The organism is Arthrobacter sp. JCM 19049 (assembly GCF_001310435.1).
Map to the genome: position 1 here is coordinate 1 of NZ_BAXF01000387.1, position 2086 is coordinate 2086.

Sequence of the window (2086 nt, forward strand, 5' to 3'; positions counted from 1 at the left end):
GCTTTGGCGGGTGGGTGTATCCGCGTCAGCGCGGTGCTGGCGCTGATTGGGTTGCTGCTGTTCAGCACCGGCCAGTCGCTGCCGGTGGCGTTCGCCGCCCTGGGATTGTGGGGGATCGGTGTGGCGTTGACCTTCCCGCTGGCCATGAGCGCGGCCTCGGATGACCCGCTGCATGCCGCGGCCCGGGTATCGGTGGTCTCCACCATCGGCTACGGCGCGTTCCTCGGTGGCCCGCCGTTGCTGGGTCTGCTGGCCAACCAGATCGGCTATTGCCAGCCTTGAGCAGCATTTCACTGCTGGTTGTGCTGGCCCTGGTCCTCTCCTCCAACGCCGCCGGATATCCTAAAGACACCGGCGACAGTGAACAATCGATGCAGGGAAAGTGAAACGCTGAATGCTTAAGCACCTGACAACCACCGCCGTGGGCGGCCCGGCCGGGAAACTGGTGGAGGCCCACCACGAAGCCGACCTGGTCCAGGCCCTGGCCGAAGCCGACGCCCAAGGCATCCCGGTGCTGCTGGTCGCCGGCGGATCTAACCTGGTGATCAGCGACGAAGGCTTTGGCGGCACGGTCATCCGGATCGCCACCAAGGGCATCAATGTCCAGGAAATCTCCACCGACACCGCACGGCTGACCGTGGCCGCCGGGGAAAACTGGGACGCGGTGGTGGCCCACAGCCTGCACGCTGGGCTCAGCGGCCTTGAGGCCCTGTCCGGGATCCCGGGCAGCAGCGGGGCCACCCCGGTGCAGAACGTGGGCGCCTACGGTGCGGATGTCTCCCAGACACTGGAAAACGTGCGCGTCTTTGACCGTGAACAGGGCAAGATCATCACGCTGAGCAACGCGGAGCTGCAGTTTGCCTACCGTGATTCGCTGATCAAGCGCACCAGCGTGGACGGCTCCCCACGCTACGTGGTCCTGCGGGTCAGCTTCCTGCTGCCGTACAGTGCCGAATCATCCCCGGTGCGCTATGCCGAACTGGCCCGGCGCCTGGAGGTGGAGGTGGGGGAGCGCGCCTCGGCCGCCGAGGTGCGCCGCACCGTGCTGGAACTGCGCCGCGGCAAGGGAATGGTCTACGACCCGGCGGACCTGGATTCGCATTCCACCGGTTCGTTCTTCACCAACCCATCGTGGACGAGCACGTGCTGCAGCACCTGCCGCAGAACGCCCCGCACTACCCGGTGGCCGAGCCGGGCAAGGTCAAGCTCTCGGCGGCATGGCTGATCGACCAGGCCGGGTTTTCCAAGGGCTACGGGCTGGAGCACACCTCGGGCTACCTGGTGGCCGGAGGCCGGGCCGCGCTGTCCACCAAGCACACGCTGGCCATCACCAACCGGGGGGAGGCCAGTGCGCAGGACGTGCTGGCCATCGCGCGCACCATCCGCCGCGGGGTCGCGGAGAAGTTCGGCATCACACTGGTCAACGAGCCGCTGCTGATCGGGCTGAGACTGGACGAACAGGTGCCCTGTAGCCTCCCGGCAGGCAACCACAGGCCGCGCCGCGACGCGGTCATCGACTAAGGAGAGCTGGTCGCGTGCACACAGTGAACGACCCCATTACCTGGCACCCGCAGCGCCTCACCGTGGCCGGGGTCAGCGGTGCCGGGAAAACCACGCTGTGTGACCAGCTCGCCGGGCTGCTGAACTACCCTCGGGTGGAAATCGACAGCCTGCACCATGGCCCGCAGTGACCCCACGGCCCGCCTTCGTCCAGGACGTCAAGGACTTCATCGCCGGTCCCCGGTGGGTCATCGAGCTGCAGTACCGGCAGGTTCGCCCGCTGATCGTGGCGCGGGCCGACACGCTGCTTTGGCTGGACTACCCCACCCCAATCAGCATGGCCCGGTTGATTGCCCGCACAGTCCGGCGCCGCCGTCGGGGTGAGGAGCTGTGGAACGGGAACTACGAGCCTGCGCTGCACACCTTCTTCACCGACAAGGAACACATCATCCGCTGGGGCTGGAACACCCGCAACCAGCTCAAACCGGTCATCCCTACCCTGGAGTCCCGTTTCCCGGGGCTGCATGTTGTGCACCTGCAGCATCCAAGGCAGACCGAGCGCTGGGTCCAGCAGCTGCGCGAACAG

At 66.8% G+C, this 2086-nt stretch carries 2 protein-coding genes and 2 pseudogenes; all 4 read left to right on the top strand.

The genetic code is table 11. The features are described 5' to 3' along the window. Window positions 1–282 (top strand): annotated as a pseudogene (locus JCM19049_RS12480) (MFS transporter); the annotation flags it as partial. A 112-nt stretch (window positions 283–394) separates the two neighbouring features. After that, window positions 395–1521, top strand: a pseudogene (locus JCM19049_RS12485) (UDP-N-acetylmuramate dehydrogenase). Between the two features lie 14 nt (window positions 1522–1535). After that, entirely contained in the window at window positions 1536–1691 is a 156-nt protein-coding gene (locus tag JCM19049_RS20730) for a hypothetical protein (RefSeq protein ID WP_279403133.1), read from the top strand. Beyond that, a partial coding sequence (locus JCM19049_RS12490; protein ID WP_279403134.1) for an AAA family ATPase occupies window positions 1688–2086 on the top strand: 399 nt, incomplete at its 3' end. The genes JCM19049_RS20730 and JCM19049_RS12490, both read left to right, overlap by 4 nt.